The following is a 21,210-nucleotide window of genomic DNA, read 5'->3' on the forward strand; positions in this document are numbered from 1 at the left end:
AGGCTGACGATGCGTGGCCTCAGCCGGCGATGCGCCGGGCCATGTCGGCCTGGCGGTCCAGCAGACGCTGGGCCAGCCCGGGCGAGCCACCGTGGCGCAGCACACAGGCCCGCACCATGGCTGCGGGCAGCGCCGTCACCACCATGATGGCGGCGCGCAGCGCCGCGGCATCCATGGGCCCGAAAAGACGGCGGGCATGCGGGTTGTCGGGCTCCTGGCGCAGCCGGTCCAGCTCCTCCACGCGGGTGCCGAAGGCCGCGCCCTTGGGGTCGCCCTGGGCCCGGTAGCGGAGTGCGCCGCCCACGTCCAGCGTCAGCACCGTGCCGTCGGCGGCCACACCCTGGTTGTCGCCCTCGAAGCCGGCAGCGTCCCAGTTGGCCAGCCAGGCATGCACGCCCAGCCAGTGGCGGGCCTGGACGCGCTCGGCCTCGCTGAACTGGGACAGGCGGCTGCGCTGCAGCGGCTGCCAGGCGGTGGCCACCTGGTCCGGCGCGCGGCAGCGGTGGTAATGCAGGGTGGGCGCGCCGGCCAGGGCGTAGAGCTGGGCAGCCAGCCACTCGTTGCGCGCGTGGTCGGGAGACTCCACAGTCTTGACGTACCAGCGCCGGCCCCGGGCATCTTCATAAAGTCCCGCCGGGTGGCTGCCCAAGGCGCCGCCCACCCGCTGCATCGCCGCGGTGTCCAGCAGCGCACGGTCCTCGTCGTGCAGGGTCATGGCAGGCCTCAGGGCTGAGGCAGGGTGCGGCGCACCAGGGCCAGCTGACCCGGGGTCTCGATGGCGCCGCGGCGCACCCGGCGCACCGCGCGGATGGCCTCGTCCGGCGCCCAGCCCAGTTCCACCAGCAGTCGCGCGGCCACCATGCCGGCGCGGCCCAGGCCGCCCTTGCAGTGCACCAGCACATCGCCCCCAGCGCGCAGCAGGGCCCGGATCTCGGCCCCCTGCGCCACCCAGGCCCGCTCGAAGGGCTCGGCCGGCACCCCGAAGTCCGCGATGGGCAGATGCAGCCAGCGCAGGCCGCGCCGCTGCACCTCCAGCCCCAGGCGCGGCACGCGCAGGGCCGTGAGTTCCTCGGGCTCCACCAGGGTCAGCACCAGCTGCGCGCCCCAGGCGGCGATGGCGTCCAGGTCCACGCCCAGGTCGCGGGCCCAGGCGCCGGTGGCCGCGGCATGGTCGTGCTTGCCGGGGCAGAAGGTGATGCCGATGCGGCCCCAGGACGGCCCGGCCTGCACTTCGGCGATCTGCAGCGGGTGGCTGTGGCTGGTGCGCACGACGGTCATGCCCCATCGTGCCACCGCGTCAGCGCGGCCTGCGCATTGGCCCAGCGGCGCAGTCTGGCTCAGGCGCGCAGCAGTTCGTCCACCACCGCCTGCCCCTCGGCCCCGGCCCAGTCCACCGCCCCCATCAGCTGGAAGCGGGCCCAGCCGGTGCGGTCGATGCCCACCGTGCAAGGGAACACCCGGGCCTCGAAGGCCTTGGCCACCGCGCCCTCGTCGTCTAGCGCCACTGGCAGGTCCAGGCCCAGGGGGGCCAGGAAGCTGCGCACGGTGCTGGCCGGCTCGCGGTAGTCCACCGTCATCAGCTGCAGGCCGCGGGCGCGCGCGCGCCGGGCCATGGCGGCCAGCTGCGGCAGCTCTTCACGGCAGGGCTCGCACCAGGTGGCCCAGAAGTGCAGCAGCACCGCCTCGCCGCGGGCGCTGACCAGGGTCCAGCGGCCCCCGCCCAGCAGTGGCAAGTCCACCGCCGGAGTGCGCCGCTGGCGGGACCAGTCCTTGCGCAACATGGTGGTTGCCTGCGCCGGCCGGGGCGTGGCGGCCCCCACCGCCCCCAGCGCGGTCAGCGCCATGGACGCCGAGACAGCCACCAGGCCCTGGCGCCGGCCGCGGTCGGGCGCATCCCGGTCCAGCGGAGCACAGGGTTCACGGGAGGGAGAAGCCTTCATCGCTAAAATTTTGCCTCTTTCACGCCATCTCACAGGATCTCTTGCCCATGCCCACCCGCCTGTCGAGGCGCAGCCTCCTCCAATCGGCCTCTGCGTCCATGCTGCTCGCGGGCGTGCCCGCCCTGCGCGCCGAGGAGGCCGAGCGTCACTTCGATCCCCGGCCCCAGGGCTGGCGCACCTTTGACGTGACCACCACCGTGACGCTCAAGGATGCCAAGGGTCCGTCGACCGTGTGGCTGCCCGTGCCCTCGCTGGACAACGGCTGGCAGCGCACGCTGGACGTGCACTGGACCGACAACGCCGGCAAGGTGCAGATGAGCACCGACGGCGACACCGGCGCCAAGATCCTGACCGCCAGCTATGACGCCGCCGTGGCCCAGCCCAGCATCACCCTGGTGACCCGGGTGCAGACGCAGAACCGCGGCGTGGACTGGCAGGCCAAAGCCACCGAAGCCGTGGAGCCGGCCGAGCTGCACCGCTGGGTGCAGCCCAGCGACCTGATTCCGGTGGACGGCATCGTGCGCAAGGTGGCCCAGCAGATCGTGGCCGGCACCCGCACCGACCGCGAGAAGGTCCAGCGCATCTACGACTGGGTGATCGTCAGCTCCTACCGCGACCCCAAGGTGCGCGGCTGCGGCGTGGGCGACATCCGCGCCATGCTGGAAAGCGGCAACCTCTCGGGCAAGTGCGCTGACATCAACGCCCTGTTCGTGGGCCTGTGCCGCGCGGTCGGCATCCCCGCGCGCGACATCTACGGCATCCGCCTGGTGCCCAGCGCCTTCGGCTACCGTGAACTGGGCGGCAACCCCGCCAGCCTGAAGGGCGCGCAGCACTGCCGCTCCGAGGTCTACCTGAAGGGCCACGGCTGGGTGGCCATGGACCCGGCCGACGTCACCAAGGTGATGCGCCAGGAAACCCCCGAGTGGATCAAGGACCCGGCCCACCCCATCGTCACCCCGGTGCGCCGCGCCCTGTTCGGCAGCTGGGAAGGCAACTGGATGGGCTACAGCAGCGCCGCCGACCTCACCCTGCCCGGCGCCAAGAAGGGCAAGCTGGCCTTCTTCATGTACCCGCAGGCCGAGACGGCCGAAGGCGCCCGCGACCCCTACGCCCCGGACACCTTCGTCTACCAGATCACCGCCAAGGAGATCACCGCCTGAACGGGCGGCGCGCCGCGATGGTGAGCCAGGGCCTTCCTGCCACGCCCCCGGCCCGCGGCCTGGGGGCGCTGCTGGCCGCCGGGCTGGCGGCACTGCTGGCCTCGGGCTGCTGCGTGGCCCCGCTGGCCCTGGCCCTGCTGGGCGTCTCCGGCGCCTGGATCGGTCAGCTGCGGGTGCTGGAGCCCTGGTCGCCCTGGCTGCTGGGCGGCGCCCTGCTCGCCCTGGGCCTGGCCGCCTGGCAGATCTACCGCCGCCCTGCCCAGGACGAGAGCTGCGCAGTGGACGACCCGGCCTGCGGCCAGACCCGCCGCGGCCTGCGCCGCTGGTTCTGGGTGGTGGCCCTGCTCACCGCCGTGCCCCTGCTGCTGCCGCTGGTGGCGCCCTGGTTCTACTGAAAGCCCCGCATGAAGCCCCTGCTCACCCTGACCGGCGCCCTGGCCGCGCTGGCCCTGGCTACCCCCGGCTGGGCCGCCCAGCGACAGGTCACGCTCAACGTGCCCACCATGGACTGCGCCACCTGCCCCATCACCATCCGCGTGGCGCTGATGAAGGTGCCGGGCGTCAGCAAGGCCGTGGTGAGCTACAACAAGCGCACCGCCAAGGTCAGCTACGACGACACCCAGACCGATGTGGCGGCGCTGATGCACGCCACCGAGGGCGTGGGCTACCCGTCGTTCAAGGCCGACGAGCAGTGAGCCCATCCAGATTCAGGATTCCCTGAATATCGGATTGTTTGGAATTTTCTACCCTGAGCCGTCTATATCGGAGATATTTCTTCTCCATGCGACGCATTCTCAGGTCCAGAACAGCAATTTCTCCCGGGCGGGTCTGACCAGAATCTCCAGCCCATGGAGATCTACCTCGACGCCAACGCCACCACCCCGGTGCTGCCCGCCGCCCAGGCCGCAGCGCGGGCCTGCATGAGCGAGCAGTTCGGCAACCCCAGCAGCACCCACGCCACCGGCCTGCGCGCCCATGCCCTGCTGGACGACACCCGCGCCCGCGCCCGTCGCGTGCTGGGCGCCCCGACCGGACAGCTGCTGTTCACCAGCGGCGCCACCGAAGGCATCCAGACAGCCGTGCTCTCGGCGCTGGTGAGCCTGCGTGGCCGGGACGATGTGGACTGCCTGCTCTACGGCGCCACCGAACACAAGGCGGTGCCGGCCGCGCTGCACCACTGGAACCGGCTGCTGGACCTGGGCCTGGTGGTCGCCCCCATCCCGGTGGACCCGCAGGGGCGCCACGAGCTGGACTGGCTGCGCCGGCATGCGGGCCGCGCCGGCCTGGTCTGCACCATGGCTGCCAACAACGAAAGCGGCGTCATCAGCGATCTGGACGGCATCGAAGCCGCGCTGGCCGACAGCCCGGCCCTGTGGCTGGTGGACGGCGTGCAGGGCCTGGGCAAGCTGGACCTGCGCCTGGCCAAGCGGCCCATCGACTACGCGCCGTTCTCCGGCCACAAGCTCTACGCGCCCAAGGGCATCGGCCTGCTCTATGTGCGCGAAGGCGCCCCCTTCACCCCGCTGATGGCCGGCGGCGGGCAGGAAGGCGGTCTGCGCTCGGGCACCGAGAACATGGCCGGCGTGGCCGCCCTGGGCGCGGTGCTGGCCGCGCTGGAAGACGGCCACACCTTCGCCTCCCCTGCAGCGCTGGCCCAGCACCGTGCGCGCCTGGCGGAGGCGCTGAGCGAGGCCTTTCCCGGCCTGGTCTTCAACGCCCCGGCCGCGCTCAGCCTGCCCACCACGCTGAACTTCTCGGTCCCCGGCGTGGCCTCGCGCCTGCTGCTGGATCTGTTCGACGCCGCGGGCGTGCGCGTCAGCGGCGGCTCGGCCTGCAGCGCCGCCCAGGCCGCCCCCAGCTTCGTGCTGGAGGCCATGGGCCTGCCCGCCTGGCAGACCGGCTCGGCCATCCGCCTGTCTTTCGGGCCGCTGGCCGACGATGCCTTCATCGACGCGGCCTGCGAACGCATCCGCGCCTGCGGCGAGGCCCTGCGCGCCCACGGCCTGCATGGCAGCCAGCACCCGCCCGTCCGCCGACAGGACGGCATCACCCGCTTCAGTGCCGAGGGGGCCTGCTGCTACCTGCTGAGCGACGCCGCCAGCCAGCGCGCGGTGGTCATCGACCCCCTGCCGGCCCTGGCCGAGCGCCTGGCCCGGCAGCTGCGCAGCCAGGGGCTGCGCCTGAGCGCCATGCTGCACACCAGCCGCCGGCCCGAGCCCGTGGCGGGGGCGGCCGCCCAGGCCCTGCGCGCGGCCCTGCCGCCGGCCCTGCGTCCGCACGAAGAGGTGGATGTCCAGGGCTGGCCGCTGGGCGAGGACGCCATCGCCCTGGGCCCGCGCCAGCTGCTGCGCCTGCCAGAGTGCCGGGGCTATGTGCTGCGCGACGCCCTGGGGCGCCTGCCCTTCGCTTTTGTGGGAGATCGGCTGACGGACACCGCACTCGACACCGGCGTGGATGCCTCCCTGGCCGCCTGGCTGACACCCGAGACGCTGTGCCTGCCACACCGGGACCCGGCCGGCCACATGGCCCACCCCACCCGCCCGCCCGCCGCCGCACCGGTGCAGGGCCTGGTGCAGCACGCCGCCGATCTGCCCGACCTGGCCCAACAGCACCCCGGGCTGACACTGGTGGACGTGCGCGAAGCCCACGAACAAGGCTGGGACGACGACCGCCTGGCGAGTCTGAGCCTGCCGCGCCAGGCTCTGCCGCTGAGCCAGTTGCTCAACGTGCTGCCGGAGGGAGCGGTCAGCCGGGTGGACGGGGAGATGATCCACCAGCCTCTGTTGTTCATCTGCCGCAGCGGCCAGCGCAGCGCCCAGGCCGCACGGCTGCTGCGCCGCCTGGGCCATGGCCGGGTCTGGAGCCTGGCGGGAGGGGTGGCGCTGCTGACGTCGGCGGAGTGGGCAGCAGAACGTTGATTCCACCCATGACCGGAATGCGATGAAGCCTCGCCCCCCCCTTCGCCCGCTTGCCACTGTTCTGATGGCCCCGGTGTGCATGGCCGCGGCGCCCAGGGGCCACTCGGTCGACCAGGACGCCCTCCGGCCTGACGCGCAGCTGTCCACCCCCATCCCTTTGCCGTCGGAGCTGCAGGCAAGGACCCGAAGCACTGGTACGGCCGGGGAGCGGTCAGATTGGTTCCGCTAAGGAAGGTCTGCACAACTCGCAACCCGTGGTGCTTGGCGCCAACGTGAAGCGCTGAGACGATACGGGCCATGAAGCAGCACAGCCTGGGTTTGGGACAGACGACCAAGCGAACGCGGCGCCGGGAGTTCCTGGACGAAATGGAGAAGGTGGTGCCCTGGGCCGATCTGGTGGCCTTGGTGTCGCCGTTTTTGCCGGAGGGCAAGCGGGGTCGCCCGCCGTTCTCGCCGGAGACCATGCTGCGCATCCACTTCATGCAGCAATGGTTCGCGCTGAGCGACCCGGCGATGGAAGAAGCGCTGCACGACATGCCGGTGTTCCGCGAGTTTGCGGGGCTCGAAGGCTGGGACGAGCGGCTGCCCGACGAGAGCACGATCCTGCGGTTTCGGCATGTGTTGGAGAAGCACAAGCTGGCCGCGCAGATCCTGCAGACCGTCAACGACCTGCTGAGCGCCAAGGGCATGATGCTCAAGGGTGGCTCGGTGGTGGATGCCACGCTGATCGCTGCGCCGAGTTCGACCAAGAACAGCAGCGGCGAGCGCGACCCGGAAATGAAGCAAAGCAGGAAGGGCCAGCAGTGGTACTTCGGCATGAAGTGCCACATCGGGGTGGACCTCGAATCGGGCCTGGTCCACACCGTGCGAGGCACCAGCGGCGCGGTCAATGACGTGACCGAGGCCAACAGCCTGGTACGCCCGAGCGACCGCGAGGTCTACGCCGACGCCGGCTATCGAGGCGCCGACAAGAGGCCGGACGCCAGGGCCGGTGTGAGCTGGAACATTGCCATGCGCCCGGGCAAGCGTCGCACGCTGGACCCGACCAAACCGATCGAGGCCCTTACCGAGCAGCTTGAGAAGGTCAAAGCAGGCATCCGGGCACGTGTCGAACACCCGTTCCGAGTGATCAAGCGCCAGTTCGGGCACATCAAGGTGCGCTACCGCGGGCTGGCCAAGAACACGGCGCAATTGCACACGCTGTTTGCGCTGGCCAATCTGTGGATGGCGCGGCGCAAACTCATCGGAGCGGTGGCATGAGTGCGTCCGCAGCACGGCAAATTGCCTGGTTCGCAGGCCTGTTCGGACCTGCGGGCATGGAAACCAAGGCGAATCTGCCAGCTGCAGCATCACATTCCCATCGTCTCGGCGCACCACCACGCCGGGTTGCGAGTTGTGCAGACCTTCCCTAAGGCTCGTCGGCGGCAAGCTGCGCCAAGCTGGGCAGACCCGACACGTCCGGCGCCTCCGGCGCCTGCCAGGTCACACCCTCCTCTCTGGCCCATTGCTTCAAGTCGCCATGGGTCAAGGCCTGGGCGATCGTCGAGTTGATCGCCAGACGCACCGCCTCGTTCGTCGCCAGGGTCGCAAAGCCCAGGTTCACGCCGAGAGAACGGCGCCAGCCCGCAAGAACCAGCGGCGACTTCGGATGGCTCAAACGCCATCCGTCGAATTGGGCGAGCGGCACCATCGCCACATCCACCGTCCCTTCACTCAACAGCTCCAGCGCGCTCTGCTGCTGGTTGAGCGAAACCAATTGGTGTTGAAGAGCGCCATGACGCCACAGCATGGATACCGTGCCAGCCAGCGTTCCGCTGACGACCCCGATCTTCCAGTCGGGATGTTCGCTTCGGAGCGTTGACAAGGACGCCCATGGCACCCCAGGACTTCGCATTGCAGCCCCCAGGGCCACGCCCTGATAGGCCTGCGTTGCGGCGATCTCCCGCAGCGCAATGAACGGCCTGTCACGCCGCCGTGGTGCGCCGGGATAGTCCGGTGTGCGCGCCTTCACGCGGCCGGGCGGCCCGAGGTCGGACCTCAGCAGAGGAAATCCGCTGACCGCATCACAGATGCCCGCGGACAGGAGGGCGTTGACCTCCTGGCCCAATGTCGACTCGTTCTCGTAGCTTGAGTCGAAGGGCACCACCACCAGATCGCGTTCCATCAACGCGGCGGCGGCTTGTGCGATGCGCACGTCGAGCCCGCGAATCTGACCGCCAAGCCCCTGATAGCTCAGCGGCGCGTTCTGCTCAGCGGCACAGACCTTCAGTGGCTCGGCAGCGCCTGCGACCCCGAAGGAACCGGACACGAACACGAGGCCAGCCAGAAGGGCCCATTTCCCGTCAAAGTTCTTTGCCACCGCGGGTCGCTACGTAAGACCAGAGCGATGAAATCTGCTCATTGGTCAGTCCATCCTTGAACGAGGGCATGTTGCCCTTGCCGTTGGTCACGCTGTTGAAGAAACGATCCCGTTCGTCGACCGGGAACTTGCGCAAGTCGAAGACCGTGGTGCCCGCGTTCACCATGTTCCGACCGTGGCACTGCGCGCACGTCCGGTCGAACTGCGCATGTCCGGCCTGCACCTGCTCCAGGGTGAACGGAAGCGGCTGATGTGGCGGGGTGTCCGCGGCCTGCGATCCCTGCCACCCCAGGCCAAGGCCCAGCGTGACCGACACCAGCACCCACGTCCCCAGGCGCCGGCCACTCGTGCTCAGCATCTTCACTTGACTGCGAAGGTCCACACCATTCCTCCCGCAGGCGTGGCGGCCATGCGCTCGTCACCCAGGATGCCCCAGACACCGCCTGCGCCCGACAGGACGGTGACGTACTGCTTGCCGTTGGCCTCCCAGGTGATGGGCAGACCGACGATGCCACTGCCGGTATTGAACTCGTACAGCTTGGTGCCCTTGACCGCATCGACCGCAATGAACTCGCCCGTGGCGGCTCCGGTGAAGACCAATTCGCCTGCGGTGGACAGCGTCCCCGCCATGCTCGGTTGACCCGGCCATGCGAGTTTCCACTTTGTCTTGCCGGTCAGCGGATCGATGGCGGACAGATAGCCGTTCGGCTGGTCCTTCGGGAAGTCGACGCCCTTGAAGTCCATGCCCAGATACCACTCACCGCGCTTGTATTCCGGCTTGGCAAAGGTGTACTGCCATGAGATGTTCAGCGTATTGGCGTAGGCCAGTCCGGTTTCGGGGTTCCACGACATGGGTGACCAGTTCTTGCCCCCCAGGACGGAGGGCCACACGGTTTCCGTGCCGCCAGCACGGATCCGCTTGGTCACCTCGCTCTCAACGGGACGCCCGGTCTTCATGTCGATGCGATCCGCCCAGTTGACCTTCACATACGGATTGGCCGCGAGCAGTTGCCCGTTGGTGCGGTCCAGCACATAGAAGAAGCCGTTGCGGTTCGCCTGCGCCAAAACCTTGCGCGCCTTGCCATCGACCTTCATGTCCAACAGCATGCCAACTTCCGTCGCGTCGTAGTCATACAGGTCGTTCGGGCTGAACTGATAGTGCCAGACCAACTCACCGGTCTTTGGCCGCAGCGCGAGCACGGAACAGATGTAGAGGTTGTCGCCCTTGCGCGCCTCGGCGTTCCACGGGCCGCCGTTGCCGGTGCCCCAGTAAACGAGGTCGAGGTCGGGGTCATAGGCACCAGTCAGCCAAGTGGGGGCACCGCCGTGCATCGCCGTGTCGCCAGGCCAGGTGTCGCCACCCTTCTCGCCCGGTGCGGCCGTGGTCCAGAACTTCCACAGGTGCTTGCCGGTCGCTGGATCCCAGCCGTCAATGAAGCCACGCGTGCCGTACTCGCCACCAGCGATGCCCGTGATCACCACCCCGTTGGCGACCAGCGGGGCACCGGTCATGGCATGACCGTCCTTGTAGTCGGCGGCCTTGACCTTCCAGAGCTGCTTGCCGGACTTCGCGTCCAGCGCCACGACGTTGGCGTCCAGCGTGGTGCGAAACAGCTTGCCGTCGTAGATGGCAGCGCCGCGGTTGATGATGCCGCAGCAGGCGTACTTGAAGACGTCCTGCGGCAAGTCGACATCCTGCTTCCAGAGCTGCTTGCCGGTGATCGGGTCAAGAGCGATCGTGTCTTTGGAGGTCGTGATGTACATGACCCCCTGATAGATCAGCGGCTGGGACTCCTGGCCTTGGGGATTGTTCAGGCTGTACGCCCAGACGGGCTGGAGCTTTCCTGCATTGCCCCTGTTGATGTCCTTCAGCGGGCTGTAACGCTGGTTGCTGTAGCCCATGCCATAGGTCAGAACATCACCCGGGGTGCGCGCATCAGCCTTGAGATCGTCCAGGGTCTGCGCTTGCAACGCCGTCGACCAACCGAGCGTCAACGCCAAGACGGCGGTGACCAGGATTCTTATGCTGTTCATGAGTCGGTTTCCTCATCGTGTCGTTGGAGCGGGATGCCGGCGAGGGCATCCCGGAGTAGGGGTGTCCGCTGCTGCGGTCCCGGCTACTCAGAAGATCTGCAGCAGGCGCAGGTTGATGCGGTTGTCTTCCTTGAAGCCATTGCGCACGCTGATGTCTCGGCCATAGGTCGCCAGCAGCTGGGTCTTGGCGCCGACGAAGGTGCTGCCCCCCAGCCAGAACTTCGACGACGACGTCCTGTCGTCTTGGTTCACGCCATCCACCTGCGTCTCGCCGCCCGTCAACTGCGAAAGTCCGAAGCGCAGATCGGAAGCCGCCGACAGGTGATAGCGCCACATCGCCTGGAACTGCATCATCGGTTTCTGCTTCATCGTCAGGCTGGTGGGACCAAAGTCCTTGTTCTTGCCATAGAAGGTCACGTCCGCCACCAGGTCCATGGTGACGCTGTCGCTGAGCGGCTTGATCCACCCCCCCTGGAACGCGAACTTCCAGCGGTTCTCGCCCAGATTCAGCGCGCTGTTCTTGTCGTACTTGCCGGTCGGGAGATAGAGGAACGGCGTGATCCCGATGTTCTCCTTCTCGCCCGCCTTGTTGAACCACAAGGTCGATGCCAGGATGAGGTCACCGACGCCGCTGGCTGAGCCGAGCGAAGACGTGTCGTCCTGGCCCTTCAGCCGACCCAGCGGCAGCAGGAACTGAGGATCGATGACGTAGCCACCGAGCTCCATGAAATGCACACCGCGCAGGATGCCGACATCGGAATCAAGGCCAGGATTGATGGGCAAGCGATTGCCCTGCGAGTACAGGCGATCGCGGGTGGCGTGCTGGTAATAGGCGAGGCCAAGGTTCGTGCCCGCGGGCAGGGCGGTGTAATCGCCAGCGTCAACGTCGACCGCCTTGGCCACCGTCGGAACGAGGATCAGAGCCGCCGCCGCAGCCATCGTGCTCAGAACAAGAGGTGTCTTCACTGTCGTCTCCTAGTTGTTTTGCTTGCAAAGCCTGCGTTTTGCGGAGCGAAAGTTACGGGACCGACGAGAAGCGAAAAACACGAGGACTTTCCCTGACGAAAACTGTGCCGGGGCGGTACAGATTTCTCCGCCGCAACGCCGTCTTGGAACGGGCCGAACTGTTCCGCCCCAGCACAGATTCCGAAGGGGTTTGTCCCAGGATCGCCAGGAAAGGCGACTGCGATCATCCTGGCAAGCCAACGGCTGCGCCTTGTGGATTCCATCGCCCATGACCAAAGGACCATCACAGCTCTTCTTTGCGACGAATGCTGATCGCGCAGCATTGGCACGCGAGCAGTTCTTCGAGGAAGGTCAGCGCCCGTCGGGCCTGGTGCCCGAGCCGGTGATCCAGTCATGGTCCCGCTGCATGGGCTCGCGCCGCAAGCCTGACGAACGGATCGAATTCGAGCCGATCAGCAAGACACGCACAGCCACCGTGCTGACGAAGAATCGGCGCTTGCTGGAAGCGGCCCGCGATCCGCTGGCGGAGCTGGAGGTGGCCATCGCCGGCAGTGGCGCGGTCGCCATGTTGACCAACGGCGAAGGCGTGGTCGTGCATGCCTCGTCCCGTGAGCCGAGCCGTTCGGGCCTCATGCACACTGTCGCGCGCATCGGCGTGCCCATCGGTGAGCTGGCAGTCGGCACCGGGGCGCCGGGGTTGGCTGCGAGCACGGGCGAGGTCGCCGTGGTTCGGGGCGCCGAGCACTTCTTCCGCTGCATGGCATCGCTGCATTGCGCGGCTGCTCCCATCCGCGATGCGAGCGGAAGCGTGGTCGCGGTGCTCGATTTGTCTTGCGTCGGCGAGCCGTTCAAGTTCGACGCCGCGGGGATGGCGTTGGTCTACGCGACGTCCATCGAAAATCGCCTTCTGGCGGATTCAGCCAGGTCGAACGTGCTGCTGCGCTTCCAAGCCAGCCCGAGCCTGATTCGCACCCCCTTGGAGGGCCTGTGTGCCGTGAACGGCAGTACCGGTCGGGTGCTGTGGTTCAACAGCGCCGGCGCGACGCTGCTGAATTTCGGACGCGTACCGACGAGACAAGCGTCGTCCGAGGAGGTCTTCGGCCTCAATGTCGATGCGCTGATGACGCTCGCGCACAAGGGGAGCGCCATGCCCCGCACCCTTCCTACGGGGTTGACGGTCTGGATGGCCGTCGATTACGACGGTCGCGAGGCCTCGCCAGAACCCGCGTTGATCGGCACCACGCCGCCTGCGTCAGGCTGCGACCGCATTGCCACTCCGACATCGCTCAAGGACAGCAACAAATTCGCCATCGAAGAGGCCCTTGACCAGTGCCACGGGAACGTGTCGAAGGCGGCGAGATTGCTGGGCGTTTCACGCGGCCTTCTGTATCGGTACCTGCGCAACCAGGGCCGCGACCAGTAGTCGTGGCCCGGGGTGCAGACAGAGGTTGCCGGACGTCCTCTTGCCCAGCCGCCGATTACAGGGCGATCCAGACGGACTTGGTTTCGAGGTACGCGTCCAGAGCCGATCGCCCCATGTCCCGACCGATGCCCGATTGCTTGTAGCCCCCGAAAGGCATGGTGGCGTCCAGCATGCTGTGGCTGTTCACCCAGACCGTGCCCGCCTTGATCTTCGGGATGAGCTTGTGCACTCGCGAGAGGTCGTTGGACCAGATGCTGGCGCCCAGACCATAGGGGGTGTCATTGGCGCGCGCTGCCACCTCGTCGAGATCGTCGTAAGGCATGGCCACGAGCACGGGACCGAAGATCTCTTCGCGAACGACCCGGTGATCATTCGCTGTGTCCACCAGCACGGTGGGGCGAACGTAGAACCCCTTGTCCGGCAGCGCCTGCCCGCCGGCGATGCGCTTGGCCCCCTGATTCAGGCCGGTCTGGATGTAATCCGAGACACGCCGCATCTGTTCCTTCGACACGAGAGGATTGACCTGCGCCTGCGCATCCAGGCCAGATCCCAGGCGCATCCCATCCGCGATGCGTGCGACTTCAGCGACGACATTGTCGAACTGCTTCTTGTGCACATACAGGCGTGAGCCTGCGCAGCACACCTGGCCCTGGTTGAAGAAGATGGCGTTCGCGGCGCCTTGTGCTGCAGCCGTGGGATCACAGTCGTCCAGCACGATCACCGGGGACTTGCCGCCAAGTTCGAGGGTGAACCGGGTCATGTTGTCGACCGACGCATGACCGATGCGCTTGCCCACCTCCGTCGAACCGGTGAAGCTCACCTTGTTGATGCCGGTGTGCTGGACCAGTGGAGCGCCGGTGCGAGGACCATCGCCAGTGACGATGTTCACCACACCTGGCGGAAAGCCTGCTTCGACGACAAGACGGCCCAGGAACAGCGCTGTCAAGGGCGTCTGCTCGGCCGGCTTCAGCACCACAGTGCAACCAGCAGCCAGGGCCGGGCCCAACTTCCATGCAGCCACCAGCAACGGGAAATTCCATGGCACCACCGCGGCCACGACACCCACAGGCTCCCGGCGGATGTAGGTCATGAACTGCTGGCCGGGGGCGAATGGCACCGAGGTCTCCGTGACCGTGCCCTCGATCTTGGTCGCCCATCCCGCCATGTAGCGGAAGAACTCGATCACCAATGCCATGTCAACGGCGCGGGCCAGACCGACCGACTTCCCGCAGTCGATCGACTCGAGTTCAGCAAGCGTTTGGGCGTTCGCTTCGATCAGGTCGGCGAGCTTCAGCATCAGACGCTGTCGCTCTGCAGGACGCATGCGGCTCCAAGGGCCATCATCCAGCGCGCGTCGAGCGGCCTGCACTGCGGCATCGACGTCGAAGGCATCTGCGAATGCAATCTTGCCCACGATCTTCTCGGTCGCGGGGTTGATGGTCTCGAAGGTCTCGCCGCTGCGCGCAGCCACCCATTCGTTGTCGATCAGCAGCCGGTGCTCCGGCAGGCTGAGAAAGGCCAGCGTCTGCTCGGTGACCAGATGACGAATGTCGGAAAGTTCCATCGGTTGCTCCTCTTTGGCATGGATCACCTTGTGTCAGGTGGTTCCGTCACCTTAGAGAAGTCGGTCGGGCTCGCGTAGTTGAGTGCAAACCCCAGGTGTTTTTGTGCCGTCCCAGAACACTGCCATGAATCGCTCCGGACCGTCCAGACACCCCATGCCCTATGCCCAAGACAAGCCCGCCGGCAGTCAGCCCATCGAGCGGTCGATGCGGGCAGGCATGGCCGTGACCACATCCACCTTGCAGGGCCCTGGCCGCAACGATAGGCTGCGCGAGTCATCCGCCCACCCAAGGAAACGCGCCATGAACGGCTTCCAGAGCTTCTTGCGCCGCTTGCGCCCGGAAGACCCGCGACGGCTTCACGCCTTCATGCAAGCGGTGCGCGATCTGGACTGGACGGAGGCCCATGCCGGCGCCTCGCTGTCCGTTCTCTTCACCGCGGTGGATCAACTGGCTGAAGCGGAGGTCTCGTACTACTACCGCCGACGCGGGACCCGGGCGTGGGTCTCAGGTGTCACCCGGTTCGGGGCCTGGATCTGCGGATCGGTCGGCCTGCTTCTGCCCTTGCTCGGGTCCACCGACGCACCCGAATTCAAGCACCTTGGCCAGTACGGCTACACCTTCCTGGCGGTCGCTGCGAGCTTTCTCGCCGCCAACTCGCTCTTCGGCGGCACCGATGGCCACATCAGGTTTGTCAGCACCCAGCTGAACCTGGAGAAGCTCATCACCGCCTCGCGCATCCGATGGTGTCGGCACCTGACCGAATCATCGACCGCCAAGGAAGACCTGGCGAAGGGCTTCGACATCGTCCTGGCGTACGCAGCCGATCTGCACGCCACCACGCTCTCTGAAACGGACCGATGGGGAGAAGGACTTCTGGCAGCCCTGGAGAAGTACCGTCAGATGATGGAGGCAGGTTCGGCCGGTGGAAACAACAAGCCCAGCTGAAGCCGGAGCGGGGGCCAGGTCAATCCGATTCAGTGAATCAGCCCGAAGCCAAGTCCGGAAACCGCCAAGGCCGTTCCCGTCAGCAGCGGCAGAAGAATGGCGGCGAATCCGGCCAGCGTCGTCGCATGCACGCGGCGCTGCGTGGCCCAGTCGTAAGCGGCCGCAGCCAGGGTGAGCAGCAACATGCCAGCGCCAGCAAAGGCCGGCGCCATCGTCAGCCCCGCCCCGATGACCGGCCAGAACGCGAAGCGGGCGAACGCGGGACCGATGATCGCAATGGACGCGAACAGCACCAGTCGCCGGTGCTCAGGCAGCCGCCGCCGCCTCACCACCGCCATGACCACAAGCGCCGCAAACGAAAGCAGGCTCATGTAGTTGGCCCAGATGAACATGTTCTCCGGGTCCTGCGCCGACTGGATCTGCCAGGCCAGGGCGGTGTTCACCCAGGCGCCGGTGATCAGAACGGCAGGAACCACCAGAACCGCGGTCCATGCCGTCCTGGCGTGAAGGCTTCTCCGGCCGCTTGCGGCGAACCAGGCCTGGGCCACCGTCAGCACGAACCACAGCGTCAGTGCGACCCCATGGACCGCCAGACGCAGATGCAGTGGGCTGTCGAAGAACAGCCCGCGCAGGTAGAAGCTGCGCGCGAATCCGACAAGGACCACGCACAGCAGGAAGGCGTGGGCCCGGAGAAATGTCCTTGATTCCCGCTGCTGTGCGTTCATGGCCCGCTCCATCTTCTGTTCCCGCCCATGATCGCACCCTCCGCGCCAACGCCCCAGGGCCGCGCAGGCGAAAGAACACCTGCTTGCGGGTGGTCTGCCCATCAAGGCGAAAATCACCGTTTTTTCGCCCTCAGAGCCCCCGATGGCCATCAAGAAGTCCGACCTCTATTCCAAGCTCTGGGCCTCCTGCGACGAACTGCGCGGCGGCATGGATGCCAGCCAGTACAAGGACTATGTGCTGGTGCTGCTGTTCATCAAGTACATCAGCGACAAATACCAGGACAAGCCTTTCGCGGAGATCACCATTCCGCCGGGCGCCAGCTTTGCCGACATGGTGGCGCTCAAGGGCAAGAGCGACATCGGCGACCAGATCAACAAGCGGATCATCCGCCCGCTGGAAGAGGCCAACCGCCTGCGCATCAAGGCCGACTTCAACGACGACGCCCTGCTGGGCGCCGGCAAGGAGAAAGTCGACAAGCTCACCAACCTGATCGGCATCTTCGAATCGAAGGACCTGGACTTCAGCCGCCACCGCGCCGATGGCGACGACATCCTGGGCGACGCCTACGAGTACCTGATGCGGCACTTCGCCACCGAGAGTGGCAAGAGCAAGGGCCAGTTCTACACCCCGGCCGAAGTCAGCCGCGTGATGGCCCAGGTGCTGGGCATCGCCCAGGCCGCCACCACACCCCACACCACCGTGTACGACCCGACCTGTGGCTCGGGCTCGCTGCTGCTGAAGGTGGCCGAGGCTGCGCCCACGCCCGTCACCCTCTACGGTCAGGAAAAGGAAGAAGTCACCAGCGGCCTGGCGCGGATGAACATGATCCTGCACCACAACCCGACGGCGGCGATCGAACAGGGCAACACCCTGGCCGACCCGAAGTTCCGAGTGGGCGACCAGCTCAAGACCTTCGACTACGTGGTGGCCAACCCGCCGTTCTCCGACAAGCGCTGGAGCAACGGCCTGCAGCCCGAGGCCGACGCCTACGGCCGCTTCGACGGCTTTGGCGTGCCGCCGGCCAAGCAGGGTGACTACGCCTACCTGCTGCACATCATCCGCTCGCTCAAAAGCACCGGACGGGCCGCCTGCATCCTGCCGCACGGCGTGCTGTTCCGCGGCAATGCCGAGGCCGAGATCCGCAGGAACCTGGTGCGGCGCGGCCTCATCCAGGCCATCATCGGCCTGCCGGCCAACCTGTTCTACGGCACCGGCATCCCGGCCTGCATCCTGGTCATCGACAAGGCCGGTGCGGCGTCCCGCAAGGGCATCTTCATGATCGACGCCGCCCAGGGCTTCATGAAGGACGGGCCCAAGAACCGCCTGCGCGAGCGCGATATCCACCGCATCGTCGACGCCTTCCACACACTGGACGACAGCGACCCGCGCTTTGCCCGCATGGTGGGCTTTGACGAGATCGAGCAGAACGACTTCAACCTCAACCTGCCGCGCTACATCGACAGCAGCACGCCGGAAGACCCCCAGGACATCGACGCCCACCTGAACGGCGGCATCCCCGAGGCCGACGTGCAGGCCCTGGCCCGCTACTGGGCCGTGTGCCCGCAACTGCGGGCCGCCCTGTTCCAGCCCCGCCGGCCGGGCTACCAGGACCTGACGGTGCCGCCCGCGGCGCTCAAGGCCACCATCCATCAGCACCCCGAGTTCCAGGCCTTCACCCAGGCGATGGCCGGCCACTTCGAAGCCTGGCGCACGCCAGTGGCCCAGCGGCTCAAGGCCCTGTCACCGGGCTTCCAGCCCAAGGCGCTCATCGTCGAACTGGCCGAAGGCCTGCTGGCCCATTACGAACAGCAGCCCTCGGCGCAGAAGCTGATCGACCCCTACGCCGTCTACCAGCACCTGATGGACTACTGGGCCGAGACGATGCAGGACGATGCCTACCTGCTGGACGAAGACGGCTGGGTGGCCCGGCCCCACCGCGTGCTGGAAACCAGGAAGAACAAGGATGGCACGCCGGGCAAGACGGTGGACAAGGGCTGGGCCTGCGACCTGGTGCCCAAGGCCCTGCTGGTGGAGCACCATTTTGCCGCCGAGCGGGCCGAGCTGGACCGGCTGGGTGCCGAACTGGAAGGCGCCCTGGCCAAGCAGACCGAACTGGAAGAAGAGCACAGCGGCCCGGACGCCGCGTTCGACGGCTTCGACAAAATCAACGACAAGGAAGTGAAGTCGCGCATCAAGGAGATCGGGCCTGACCCGGATGCGGCCGACGAACTGGCGGTGTTGAAGCAGTGGCTGGACCTGTCCGAACAGGCCAGCGGCCTGAAGAAGCGCATGAAGACGCTGGACGCCGAGCTCGACGCCAAGGCCCTGGCCCGCTACGCCACGCTGACGCCCAATGAGGTGAAGACCCTGGTGGTGGACCACAAGTGGATGGCCGCGCTGGGTGCGGCCGTGCATGGCGAACTGGACCGCGTGAGCCAGGCGCTGACCGGGCGGGTCAAGGAACTGGCCGAGCGTTATGGGCAGACGATGCCGGAGCTGGCGCAGCAGGTGACGGACCTGGAGGCGCGGGTGGCGGGGCATCTGGAGAAGATGGGGTTCGCATGAGTAGGGCGTCTGTGCCACCTTGTGCCATTCCCGACGGATGGCGTACATCCGAATTGCGCGATCACCTGGCTGAGCCGATCCGAAACGGCTTCAGCCCTGTGTGTCCAACGCACTTCACTGGCGAGTGGATCCTCTCCCTTGCTTCTGTTGGAAGCTCTGGATATGACCCGCGGGGAGCAAAGCCCGCTCCTACAGGAGATCCACGTGTTACCGCTAGCCGCCTCGCCACCGGCGATCTACTCGTCAGTAGATCAAACACTCCAGAGCGCGTGGGCTTGGCCGGCATCTACAACGGCGATCCGGCACCTGCGTCGTACCCGGACTTGCTGATGCGAGTACGCGTGGGGTCAACGATCCATAAGCACCTGTTGCTTGAACAGCTGCTGGCGCCGAAAGGACGCTCCTACTTCGCGAAGACCGCTCGAGGCTCAAGCGGCTCAATGGTGAAGATCGACCGCGCTATCCTCGAAGCCTTTCCTGTACTCGCTCCCAACGTGGAAGAAGAGCAACGAGCGATAGCTGAAGTTCTCTCGGATGCGAACAACTTGATCGACTCGCTGGAGCAACTGCTGACCAAGAAGCGCCAGATCAAGCAAGGCGCCATGCAGGAACTGCTCACCGGCAAGCGGCGGTTGCCGGGGTTCACCGGTAAGTGGACGGAGTGCAACCTCGCCGTGCTTGCTGAAATCCGCAGCGGAGGCACTCCCAGTACACGTCAGTCCGAATTCTGGGATGGCGACATTCCGTGGTGCACGCCAACGGATATCACGGCACTGGCAGGCGGCAAGTACATCTCCCAAACCACCCGTACTCTGAGCGAGAAGGGCCAGAAAGCGAGCTCTGCCGAACTTCTCCCCGCGGGCACGGTGGTGATGACATCCAGAGCCACTATCGGCGAATGCGCAATAGCCTCGGTGCCGCTTACGACGAACCAGGGGTTCAAGAACCTCGTACCCTACGCTGGAACCAGCGGCGAGTTTCTTTACTACCTCATTGGCACTCAGAAGCAGGCCCTGTTGGCCCTGTGCTCTGGAAGTACCTTTCTTGAAATCGGTAAACGCCAGTTGGCGGAGTTCCTCGTGCGGGCTCCAGTCGAGTTCGAGGAACAAAAGGCCATCGCCCAAGTCCTCTCCGACATGGACGCCGAGATCACCGCCCTTGAAGCCCGCCTCACCAAAGCCCGCGCCCTCAAGCAGGCCATGGCCCAGGCCCTGCTGACCGGCCGCATCCGGCTGCCGGTGGCCTCCTGAGCGCAGGTTCGTCGACCCTGGCCGCCGGTGCACAAAGTGCACTTGCGCTCCAGGTGCCGTCCAGTTGCGAGACGGCTAGATTCAACTTAATGAGCGTCCAGATATATCGCCAACCTGTTGTTCAAAAAAGAGTTTTTCTGAATTTTTGAAGATATGATCCTCGGACCTTTCAAGATCCTGGATCACCATGCCCCAGTTTCTGCACCACGATCTGCAGTTGCTGAACCCCCGGTTCGACTCGCCCCTGCTGGACGTGCTGACCGATCTGGAGCACCTGCGTCGGCTGGAGATCCGGGGCACCACGCCGGCCCCCGTCTTCCTCCAGCTCAAGGAGGTGTTTCACCTGCTGGAGAGCCTGGCCTCGGCCCGCATTGAGGGCAACCACACGACGCTGGCCGACTATGTGGAAGCCCGGGTGACGCCCGCGCCGTCGGGCAGCGACGCGCTGCGAGAGATCGACAACATCGAAGCCGCGATGCGGCAGGTGGAAGACGCGATCGAGCCGGGTGTGCCGCTGAGCGAACATCTGCTGCGCGGCCTGCATGCCACCACGGTGCAAGGCCTGGAGCGCGAGGGCGACCGCACGCCTGGCCGCTACCGCAGCGGCCCCGTGCGCATTGCCCAGGCACAGCATCTGCCGCCGGACCCGGTGCAGGTGCCGGGCTACATGGCCGAGTTGGTCGCCTTCATCAACCAGCCTGATCCGCCCAAGTACGACCTGATGAAGGTGGCCCTGGCCCACCACCGGTTTGCCTGGGTGCATCCTTTCAGCAATGGCAACGGCCGCGTGGTGCGACTGCTGACCTACGCCATGCTGATCAAGTACGGCTTCCAGGTGAGTGCGGCGGGCCGGTTGTTGAACCCGGCTGCGGTGTTCTGTGCGGACCGCCATCGCTACTACGGCATGTTGAGCCAGGCTGATTCCGGCCAGGCGGAACACCTGGAGCAGTGGTGCACCTATGTGCTGGGCGGCATCCACGACGAGTTGGCCAAGGTCAGCCGCCTGGCCGATTACACCCACCTGCAGAACACGGTGCTGCTGCCAGCGGTGGCCCACGCCCGCGAGCGCCAACTCATCACCCACCAGGAAGAGGCCGTGCTGCAGGCCACCCTGCGCGCGGGCACCGTGAAGGCGGGCGACCTGGAAACAGCCCTGCCCGGCCTGAACGCCAGCCAGCGCACCTACCAGATCCGCAAGCTGGTCGAGAGCGGCATGCTGCAGCCCGTTCGCCCCGGGGCCCGGCAGTACACCCTGGGCTTCACGCACAACATGCTGTTGCGCGGCGTGGTGAAGGCCCTGACCGACCAGGGCTTTGTGCCGCCGGCCCTGGTGGCAGTGCCACAGAAATAGGCAATGAT

19 protein-coding genes are annotated in these 21,210 nt (G+C 66.6%); 10 read left to right on the forward strand and 9 right to left on the reverse strand.

Annotated features, from left to right (window positions below; genetic code table 11):
- Positions 1-19: 19 nt before the first annotated feature.
- The 3 genes from M0L44_RS09870 to M0L44_RS09880 are packed head-to-tail and all read right to left on the reverse strand — an operon-like array spanning position 20 to position 1,940.
- Positions 20-715 (reverse strand): hypothetical protein, encoded by a 696-nt coding sequence (locus M0L44_RS09870; protein WP_252769555.1) that lies wholly within the window; start codon positions 713-715, stop codon positions 20-22.
- Between the two features lie 8 nt (positions 716-723).
- Positions 724-1,278, reverse strand: a complete 555-nt coding sequence (locus M0L44_RS09875; protein WP_252769556.1) for a cyclin-dependent kinase inhibitor 3 family protein — start codon at positions 1,276-1,278, stop codon at positions 724-726.
- Positions 1,279-1,337: 59 nt separating this feature from the next.
- Positions 1,338-1,940: a TlpA family protein disulfide reductase gene (locus tag M0L44_RS09880; RefSeq protein WP_252769557.1), complete on the reverse strand. Its 603-nt coding sequence runs from the start codon at positions 1,938-1,940 to the stop codon at positions 1,338-1,340.
- 47 nt (positions 1,941-1,987) lie between these two features.
- Between M0L44_RS09880 and M0L44_RS09885 the strand changes: the two genes are divergently transcribed.
- From M0L44_RS09885 to M0L44_RS09905, 5 genes are all read left to right on the forward strand, one after another.
- Positions 1,988-3,100, forward strand: coding sequence for a transglutaminase-like domain-containing protein (locus M0L44_RS09885; RefSeq protein ID WP_252769558.1), 1,113 nt, complete (start codon positions 1,988-1,990; stop codon positions 3,098-3,100).
- 17 nt (positions 3,101-3,117) lie between these two features.
- Entirely contained in the window at positions 3,118-3,495 is a 378-nt protein-coding gene (locus M0L44_RS09890) for a mercuric transporter MerT family protein (RefSeq protein ID WP_252769559.1), read from the forward strand.
- Between the two features lie 9 nt (positions 3,496-3,504).
- On the forward strand, positions 3,505-3,795 hold the full coding sequence (gene merP / locus M0L44_RS09895) for a mercury resistance system periplasmic binding protein MerP (RefSeq protein WP_252769560.1): 291 nt from the start codon (positions 3,505-3,507) through the stop codon (positions 3,793-3,795).
- Positions 3,796-3,948: 153 nt separating this feature from the next.
- Complete coding sequence (locus M0L44_RS09900) at positions 3,949-6,018, forward strand: aminotransferase class V-fold PLP-dependent enzyme (RefSeq protein WP_252769561.1); 2,070 nt, start codon at positions 3,949-3,951, stop codon at positions 6,016-6,018.
- Between the two features lie 297 nt (positions 6,019-6,315).
- Entirely contained in the window at positions 6,316-7,278 is a 963-nt protein-coding gene (locus tag M0L44_RS09905) for an IS5 family transposase (RefSeq protein ID WP_252769562.1), read from the forward strand.
- A gap of 148 nt (positions 7,279-7,426) precedes the next feature.
- On the opposite strand, the gene M0L44_RS09910 is transcribed toward M0L44_RS09905, so the two are convergent.
- From M0L44_RS09910 to M0L44_RS09925, 4 genes are all read right to left on the reverse strand, one after another.
- Positions 7,427-8,377: a substrate-binding periplasmic protein gene (locus M0L44_RS09910; RefSeq protein ID WP_252769563.1), complete on the reverse strand. Its 951-nt coding sequence runs from the start codon at positions 8,375-8,377 to the stop codon at positions 7,427-7,429.
- Positions 8,361-8,735 (reverse strand): c-type cytochrome, encoded by a 375-nt coding sequence (locus tag M0L44_RS09915; protein WP_252769564.1) that lies wholly within the window; start codon positions 8,733-8,735, stop codon positions 8,361-8,363. The genes M0L44_RS09910 and M0L44_RS09915 overlap by 17 nt, the downstream gene beginning before the upstream one ends.
- 2 nt (positions 8,736-8,737) lie before the next feature.
- Positions 8,738-10,411 (reverse strand): PQQ-dependent dehydrogenase, methanol/ethanol family, encoded by a 1,674-nt coding sequence (locus M0L44_RS09920; RefSeq protein WP_252769565.1) that lies wholly within the window; start codon positions 10,409-10,411, stop codon positions 8,738-8,740.
- Positions 10,412-10,498: 87 nt separating this feature from the next.
- Complete coding sequence (locus M0L44_RS09925) at positions 10,499-11,350, reverse strand: transporter (RefSeq protein ID WP_252769710.1); 852 nt, start codon at positions 11,348-11,350, stop codon at positions 10,499-10,501.
- A gap of 295 nt (positions 11,351-11,645) precedes the next feature.
- Here M0L44_RS09925 and M0L44_RS09930 point away from each other — a divergent pair, with 295 nt between their 5' ends.
- Entirely contained in the window at positions 11,646-12,800 is a 1,155-nt protein-coding gene (locus M0L44_RS09930) for a helix-turn-helix domain-containing protein (RefSeq protein ID WP_252769566.1), read from the forward strand.
- Positions 12,801-12,855: 55 nt separating this feature from the next.
- Here the strand turns inward: M0L44_RS09930 and M0L44_RS09935 are convergent, their stop codons facing one another.
- Positions 12,856-14,364, reverse strand: a complete 1,509-nt coding sequence (locus tag M0L44_RS09935) for an aldehyde dehydrogenase family protein (protein WP_252769567.1) — start codon at positions 14,362-14,364, stop codon at positions 12,856-12,858.
- Between the two features lie 154 nt (positions 14,365-14,518).
- Between M0L44_RS09935 and M0L44_RS09940 the strand changes: the two genes are divergently transcribed.
- A complete protein-coding gene (locus tag M0L44_RS09940) occupies positions 14,519-15,310 on the forward strand; it encodes an SLATT domain-containing protein (RefSeq protein ID WP_252769568.1) in 792 nt (263 codons plus the stop codon).
- Positions 15,311-15,339: 29 nt separating this feature from the next.
- On the opposite strand, the gene M0L44_RS09945 is transcribed toward M0L44_RS09940, so the two are convergent.
- Complete coding sequence (locus M0L44_RS09945; protein WP_252769569.1) at positions 15,340-16,035, reverse strand: hypothetical protein; 696 nt, start codon at positions 16,033-16,035, stop codon at positions 15,340-15,342.
- A gap of 142 nt (positions 16,036-16,177) precedes the next feature.
- Between M0L44_RS09945 and M0L44_RS09950 the strand changes: the two genes are divergently transcribed.
- From M0L44_RS09950 to M0L44_RS09960, 3 genes are all read left to right on the forward strand, one after another.
- Positions 16,178-18,601, forward strand: a complete 2,424-nt coding sequence (locus tag M0L44_RS09950; protein ID WP_252769570.1) for a type I restriction-modification system subunit M — start codon at positions 16,178-16,180, stop codon at positions 18,599-18,601.
- Between the two features lie 275 nt (positions 18,602-18,876).
- Entirely contained in the window at positions 18,877-19,851 is a 975-nt protein-coding gene (locus tag M0L44_RS09955; protein WP_252769571.1) for a restriction endonuclease subunit S, read from the forward strand.
- 187 nt (positions 19,852-20,038) lie between these two features.
- Positions 20,039-21,202 (forward strand): Fic family protein, encoded by a 1,164-nt coding sequence (locus tag M0L44_RS09960; protein ID WP_252769572.1) that lies wholly within the window; start codon positions 20,039-20,041, stop codon positions 21,200-21,202.
- The last annotated feature ends 8 nt before the right edge of the window (positions 21,203-21,210 follow it).

Origin of the sequence: Ideonella oryzae (genome assembly GCF_024055665.1) — a bacterium.
GTDB lineage: Bacteria > Pseudomonadota > Gammaproteobacteria > Burkholderiales > Burkholderiaceae_C > Ideonella > Ideonella oryzae.

Excerpts from the sequence above, each read along its gene's own strand:
- M0L44_RS09870 (WP_252769555.1), bottom strand. The coding sequence starts at position 715 with ATGACCCTGCACGACGAGGACCGTGCGCTGCTGGACACCGCGGCGATG.
- M0L44_RS09875 (WP_252769556.1), bottom strand. The coding sequence starts at position 1,278 with ATGACCGTCGTGCGCACCAGCCACAGCCACCCGCTGCAGATCGCCGAA.
- M0L44_RS09880 (WP_252769557.1), bottom strand. The coding sequence starts at position 1,940 with ATGAAGGCTTCTCCCTCCCGTGAACCCTGTGCTCCGCTGGACCGGGAT.
- M0L44_RS09885 (WP_252769558.1), top strand. The coding sequence starts at position 1,988 with ATGCCCACCCGCCTGTCGAGGCGCAGCCTCCTCCAATCGGCCTCTGCG.
- M0L44_RS09890 (WP_252769559.1), top strand. The coding sequence starts at position 3,118 with ATGGTGAGCCAGGGCCTTCCTGCCACGCCCCCGGCCCGCGGCCTGGGG.
- merP (WP_252769560.1), top strand. The coding sequence starts at position 3,505 with ATGAAGCCCCTGCTCACCCTGACCGGCGCCCTGGCCGCGCTGGCCCTG.
- M0L44_RS09900 (WP_252769561.1), top strand. The coding sequence starts at position 3,949 with ATGGAGATCTACCTCGACGCCAACGCCACCACCCCGGTGCTGCCCGCC.
- M0L44_RS09905 (WP_252769562.1), top strand. The coding sequence starts at position 6,316 with ATGAAGCAGCACAGCCTGGGTTTGGGACAGACGACCAAGCGAACGCGG.
- M0L44_RS09915 (WP_252769564.1), bottom strand. The coding sequence starts at position 8,735 with ATGCTGAGCACGAGTGGCCGGCGCCTGGGGACGTGGGTGCTGGTGTCG.
- M0L44_RS09920 (WP_252769565.1), bottom strand. The coding sequence starts at position 10,411 with ATGAACAGCATAAGAATCCTGGTCACCGCCGTCTTGGCGTTGACGCTC.
- M0L44_RS09925 (WP_252769710.1), bottom strand. The coding sequence starts at position 11,350 with ATGGCTGCGGCGGCGGCTCTGATCCTCGTTCCGACGGTGGCCAAGGCG.
- M0L44_RS09930 (WP_252769566.1), top strand. The coding sequence starts at position 11,646 with ATGACCAAAGGACCATCACAGCTCTTCTTTGCGACGAATGCTGATCGC.
- M0L44_RS09935 (WP_252769567.1), bottom strand. The coding sequence starts at position 14,364 with ATGGAACTTTCCGACATTCGTCATCTGGTCACCGAGCAGACGCTGGCC.
- M0L44_RS09940 (WP_252769568.1), top strand. The coding sequence starts at position 14,519 with ATGCCCTATGCCCAAGACAAGCCCGCCGGCAGTCAGCCCATCGAGCGG.
- M0L44_RS09945 (WP_252769569.1), bottom strand. The coding sequence starts at position 16,035 with ATGAACGCACAGCAGCGGGAATCAAGGACATTTCTCCGGGCCCACGCC.
- M0L44_RS09950 (WP_252769570.1), top strand. The coding sequence starts at position 16,178 with ATGGCCATCAAGAAGTCCGACCTCTATTCCAAGCTCTGGGCCTCCTGC.
- M0L44_RS09960 (WP_252769572.1), top strand. The coding sequence starts at position 20,039 with ATGCCCCAGTTTCTGCACCACGATCTGCAGTTGCTGAACCCCCGGTTC.